This is a genomic window from Mycobacterium sp. E1715 (genome assembly GCF_001667625.1).
Classification (GTDB): Bacteria; Actinomycetota; Actinomycetes; order Mycobacteriales; family Mycobacteriaceae; genus Mycobacterium.
Genome location: NZ_LZJJ01000427.1, coordinates 1 through 5,587, shown reverse-complemented (window position 1 = coordinate 5,587; position 5,587 = coordinate 1). Strand labels below are relative to the sequence as shown.

At 63.6% G+C, this 5,587-nt stretch carries 6 protein-coding genes; all 6 read left to right on the top strand.

Translation table 11 applies throughout. From position 1 onward, the window contains the following. A partial coding sequence (locus tag A9X03_RS20815) for an MCE family protein (protein WP_197696118.1) occupies window positions 1–481 on the top strand: 481 nt, incomplete at its 5' end. Further along, complete coding sequence (locus A9X03_RS20810; RefSeq protein ID WP_067755505.1) at window positions 478–1,503, top strand: MCE family protein; 1,026 nt, start codon at window positions 478–480, stop codon at window positions 1,501–1,503. The genes A9X03_RS20815 and A9X03_RS20810, both read left to right, overlap by 4 nt. Then, on the top strand, window positions 1,503–2,582 hold the full coding sequence (locus tag A9X03_RS20805) for an MCE family protein (protein WP_067755533.1): 1,080 nt from the start codon (window positions 1,503–1,505) through the stop codon (window positions 2,580–2,582). The genes A9X03_RS20810 and A9X03_RS20805 overlap by 1 nt, the downstream gene beginning before the upstream one ends. Beyond that, the gene (locus A9X03_RS20800) at window positions 2,582–4,066 is read left to right on the top strand and encodes an MCE family protein (RefSeq protein WP_082950347.1); all 1,485 of its coding nucleotides are present in this window, start codon (window positions 2,582–2,584) and stop codon (window positions 4,064–4,066) included. The genes A9X03_RS20805 and A9X03_RS20800 overlap by 1 nt, the downstream gene beginning before the upstream one ends. Then, window positions 4,063–5,310, top strand: a complete 1,248-nt coding sequence (locus tag A9X03_RS20795; protein WP_082950348.1) for an MCE family protein — start codon at window positions 4,063–4,065, stop codon at window positions 5,308–5,310. The genes A9X03_RS20800 and A9X03_RS20795 overlap by 4 nt, the downstream gene beginning before the upstream one ends. After that, window positions 5,310–5,587 (top strand): MlaD family protein (locus A9X03_RS20790; RefSeq protein ID WP_156746621.1); only part of this gene is annotated, 278 nt, incomplete at its 3' end. The genes A9X03_RS20795 and A9X03_RS20790, both read left to right, overlap by 1 nt.

Here is a 5,587-nt window from a genome sequence, read left to right as displayed (position 1 = left end):
TGATCTCGACACCGCGCTCATCAGCGCGATTGCGCTGGCCGACATCGGAAACGACGTGCTGGCGGACAACGCGCAGGCGTTCACTGCCGTCCTTCATCTGCTGGTCCCCACCACGAACCTGACCAACAAATACAACCAAGCCATCACCTGCGCGCTGGCCGGCCTCAAGCCGCTGGCCACCGGTCCGCCCCTGCCCGTACCGGGTGTCCTGTTGCTGGATTCGTTTCTGCTGGGCACCGAACGTTACCGGTACCCGCAGAACCTCCCCAAGGTCGCGGCGACGGGCGGTCCGCAATGCATGGGCCTACCAGACGTGGGCTTCGGGCACCGCCCGCCCTACCTGGTCACCGACATTGACGCCAACCAGGCGCAGTACGGAAACCAGGGAATCCTGTTGAACTCCAATCGTCTTAAGCAGTGGCTGTTCGGGCCGATCGACGGGCCGCCGCGCAACACCCCACAGATCGGGATGCCGGGATGACGGGCTCGGTCGGGACGACCGTCAAGTTCGGGCTGTTCGCGGTGGTGACTATTGTGCTGACGGCTGCCCTGTTCGCCATCCTCGGCCAGTACCGCACAGGTTCGACATATGGCTATTCCGCGGTGTTGAGCGATGCCTCCAGCCTTAAGGCCGGTGATTCGGTGCGTGCCGCCGGGATCCGGGTCGGCACGGTCAATCATGTTGCGCTGCAATCGAATAACACCGTGCTGGTGAGTTTCGACGCGAACCGCGAGGTCAGGCTCACTACCAGCACGCGAGTCGCGGTGCGTTACCTCAACCTGGTCGGGGATCGCTACCTTGACCTGCTCGACGCCCCCGGTTCTGCCGGGATTCAGCCGCCCGGATCGCGGATTCCGATAAACCGCACCGAGCCGGCGCTGGACCTCGATTTGTTGTTGGGTGGGCTCAAACCGGTGATTCAGGGGCTCAACCCTCAATCGGTGAATGCGCTGACCAACTCGTTGATCCAGATTCTGCAAGGCAGCAGCGGCGATGTGGAGTCGTTGTTCGCCAAGACCTCGTCCTTCTCCAACGCCCTGGCCGACAACGGGCAAGTGGTGCAGCAGTTGATCGACAATCTCAACGAGGTGGTCGCCACGGTGGCCAAGGACGGCGGCAAATTCTCGGCGACGGTCGGACGCCTCGAGCGGCTCATCACGGACTTGTCGGCTGACCGTGATCTGATAGGCGACGCCATCACCGCGCTCGACAAGGGAACCGCGTCATTGGCCGACCTGCTTACCCAGGCCCGTCCGCCGCTGGCCGGTACCGTCGACCAACTCAATCGGCTGGCTCCGTTGCTCGACAATGACAAGGCGCGGCTGGACCTCGCTTTGCAGAAAGCCCCCGAAAACTACCGCAAACTCGTGCGGTTGGGCGCCTACGGAAGTTTCATCAACCAGTACCTGTGTGGCATCTCCATTCGCGTCACCGACCTTCAGGGCCGCACGGCCGTCTTCCCGTGGATCACCCAAAACACCGGACGATGCGGGGAACCCTGATGCTGAAATATCGCGGCACACAACTCATCCGGGCCGGCTTCATCGCGTTCGTGCTGATCGTGCTAGTCATCATCATCGGCCTGCACCCCCAACAGCTGTGGTCGATGGCTACCTCCATCCGGTACCAGGCGCTGTTCACCGAGGCCGGGGGCCTAACTGCAGGCAACGACGTCCGAGTGTCGGGCGTGAAAATGGGAACGGTCTCCGACGTCACGCTCAGCCATGGCAAAGCATTGGTGACCTTTAGCCTCGACGCCAATGTGCACCTGGGATCGAGCACGACAGCCCACATCAGGACGGGCACCCTGCTGGGTGCGCGGATGCTGGCCTTAGAGCCCGCAGGCGCCGGCAGCATGCACTCCTCCGATGTCATCCCGGTACATCGGACGACATCGCCATACTCCCTGACCGACGCCGTCAGCGACTTCACCGCCAACACCGCCGCCACCGACACCGGCGCGCTCAACGCATCCTTGGACACATTGGCCGAAACGATCGAGCGGATCACACCACGACTGGGGCCCACGTTCGACGGCCTGAGCAGACTGTCGCAATCGTTGAACAGCAGGAATGAATCGCTGGCCCATCTTCTCAAAAGCGCCGCCGATGTCACCGGCATCCTGTCGGAACGCAGCCAGCAGGTCAACACCATGTTGCTCAATGCCAACGACCTGCTCGGAGTCCTGAATCAGCGTCGTTACTCGATCGTCAACCTGCTGGCCAACACCTCGGCGCTGGCCCAGCAACTCTCGGGCATGGTGGCGGACAACGAAAAAGAACTCGCGCCGACACTGGCCAAACTCAACTCGGTCACCGCGATGCTGGAAAAGAACCGCGATAACATCGCCAAGGCGATCGTCGGATTAGCCAAATACCAAGTAACCCAGGGCGAATCGGTCAACAACGGCTTTTATTACAACGCATTCGTCGGCAATCTGATCCCGGCGCAGGCCCTGCAACCGTTCCTGGACTACGCGTTCGGATTCCGGCGGGGCGTCAATGCGGGTCAACCACCCGACAATGCCGGACCGCGCGCGGAATTCCCCTGGCCGCACAACGGCATTCCGGGAGGACGATGATGGCGACCGGGGTGAACAAGGCGTGGTACACCAAGGCGCTGCTGGTGACATTGGTGGGACTTATCGCTGCGGGAACGGCTTTCGTGGTACACGCCGAAGTGTTCGGGCCCATGGTGATTACCGCATATTTCCGCTCCGCGACCGCCATCTACCCCGGCGACGAGGTGCGCGTGGTGGGGGTCAAGGTTGGCACCATCAAGTCCATCGAACCCCAGGGGACCCAGGCCAAGATGACACTGGCCGTCGACCGTGATGTGCCGATCCCGGCCGACGCCAAGGCCGTGATCGTGGCACAGAACCTGGTGGCGGCCCGGTATGTGCAGCTGACCCCGGCTTACGAAGCCACGGGAACCGGCGGTCCGACGATGGCCGATGGGGCGGTGATCGGCGTGGAGCGAACCGCGGTACCCGTCGAGTGGGATCAGGTCAAAACGCAACTGATGCGGCTGGCCACCGAATTGGGTCCCGCAAGCGGCCTTTCCACCAGTTCGCTCGGGCACTTTATCGACAGCGCGGCCAATGCCATGGACGGCAACGGCGACAAGCTTCGGCGGACGATCACCGAGCTGTCTCAGGTCGGGCGCATCCTCGCCGGCGGTAGCGGCAACATCGTCGACATCATCAAGAATCTTCAGATCTTCGTTACCGCCCTGCGCGACAGCAACGTCCAGATCGTCGAATTCCAGGACCGCCTCGCAACGGTGAGCAGCGTCGTGGACGGCAACCGGTCAGACTTGGATGCCGCGCTGACCAACCTATCCTCGGCGGTCGGTGAGGTGCGCCGATTCATCGCCGGAAGCCGAGACCAGACCGCAGAACAAATTCAACGACTGGCCAACGTGACGAAAAACCTGGCCGACAACCGCATGGCGGTGGAAAACCTTCTGCACGTGGCGCCCAACGCAATCGCCAACGGCTACAACATCTATAGCCCGGACTCCGGAACGGCACGGGGAGCCTTCGCCATGTCGAACTTCGCCAATCCGGTGGCACTGGTGTGCTCGGCGATCGGCGCGGTGAAGAATGCCACCGCGGCCGAGACGGCGAAGCTGTGCGCCCAATACTTGGGCCCCGCACTGCGTTTGATCAACTTCAACTACCTACCGATCCCGTTCAACGCCTATCTGGCCAAATCGCCGAGCCCGGACAACCTCGTCTATTCGGATCCGAACCTGATGCCCGGCGGGCCGGGCGGAGTCCCCCCCATCCCAACCGATCCACCCGCAGTGTCGGCCTACACCGGCGCGGGCGACATACCACCCCCTCCGGGATGGGAATTGCCGCCGGGTCCCCCGGGGATCTACGCCCCTAACGGATTACCCGCTGACCCTTCGCCAGCGCTGTTCCCCCGTGCGCCAATCCCACCGGGAGTGCCCCGGCCGGCCCCAGCGGCCCCCGGCCCGGCCAGCCTGCAGGACATGCTGCTGCCGGCTGGTCCGCAACCACCGCTGCCGACCGCATCCCAGCCCGGAGGCACACCGTGACCGGATCGCGATCAACGCGGCGTCTCGCAGCGATCGCGTCATGGGTGGTGTTGACGGCAACCGGATGCGCTTTCGATGGCCTCAATTCACTGCCTCTACCTGGCACCGTCGGACGAGGCCAGGACGCGGTGACTTACCACGTCCAAATCGCTAATGTCGGTACGCTGGAATCTAATTCGCCGGTGATGATCAACGACGTCGTCGTTGGCAGCGTGGGCAAGATGACGCTGCGCGATTGGCATGCCGACGTGGATATCTCGGTGCGTCCAGACGCCGTGGTGCCGGCCAACGCTCTCGCCAGGATCGGCCAGACAAGCCTGTTGGGCTCGATGCACCTGGAACTGAACCCCCCACCGGGCGTGCCCGCGGCCGGCAGGCTCGCACCCGGGGCGACCATCGGTCTGCAACGCTCCTCGACCTATCCGTCCACCGAGCAGACCCTGTCCTCGCTGTCAGTTGTCGTCAACGGCGGGGGACTGGGCAAGGTCGGAGGCCTCATCAACGAGTTCAACGCGGCACTGGGCGGGCGCGAGGACAAGATCCGCGATCTGCTGACGCATTTGAACGACTTCGTCGGTGTTTTGGATTCCCAGCGTGACAACATCAACGCATCCATCACGGCATTGAACGCCCTGGCCGGCACCCTTGCCGGACAAAGCGGTGTCATAACCGAAGCGCTGCAACGGATTCCGCCCGCACTGGACGTTCTGATCAAAGAGCGGCCAAGGATCACGACCGCGCTGGATAAATTCCGGGTGTTCAGCAACACGGCCACCGGATTGATCAACGCCACGCACGACGATCTGGTCGCCAACCTGAAAAATCTGGAGCCGACCGTGCGCGCACTCGCCGACGTCGGCCCGAGCCTCGACACCGTCCTGGCCTTCGCGCCGGCATATCCCTACCCGCAGAACTTCATCGACCGCGCGATCCGGGGCGACTATTTGAACGAGTTCATCACTTTCGACTTCACGATCCCGCGGCTCAAGAGGGGACTGTTGCTGGGCACACGATGGGGGCAGGAGGGAGCCACGCTGGTGCCCGCCCCGGGAGACCCCTGGTATGCCACCTTCACCAAGGACCCGCTCACCGCGCCCCTCACGGCCCCGCCGAACGCGGTGGCCACGCCGCCCATGGCCGGTCCGCCAACGCCGGCCGGCGCCCCGGTGACCACCCAGCAGCTCAGCCAGCCACCGATCCCGGCGCCGACCGATTTCGTGCCACAGGATGTGGGGGACCGCTGATGTTGACGCGCTTCGTCCGAATTCAGCTGACCATCTTCACCATCGCGTCGGTCATCGGGATGACCGTGATGATCGTCGAATACCTGCAAGTGCCCACCCTGCTGGGCGTCGGCCGCATGCGGGTCACGCTGGAATTGCCGGGCACCGGCGGACTTTACCGGTTTTCCAACGTGACCTATCGAGGAGTGGAGGTCGGAAAAGTCACCGACGTGCGGCCCACCCGCGCCGGCGCCGAGGCCACACTGTCGTTGAACACCAGCCCGCAAATCCCGGCGGG

Excerpts from the sequence above, each read along its gene's own strand:
- A9X03_RS20800 (WP_082950347.1), top strand. The coding sequence starts at position 2,582 with ATGGCGACCGGGGTGAACAAGGCGTGGTACACCAAGGCGCTGCTGGTG.
- A9X03_RS20805 (WP_067755533.1), top strand. The coding sequence starts at position 1,503 with ATGCTGAAATATCGCGGCACACAACTCATCCGGGCCGGCTTCATCGCG.
- A9X03_RS20810 (WP_067755505.1), top strand. The coding sequence starts at position 478 with ATGACGGGCTCGGTCGGGACGACCGTCAAGTTCGGGCTGTTCGCGGTG.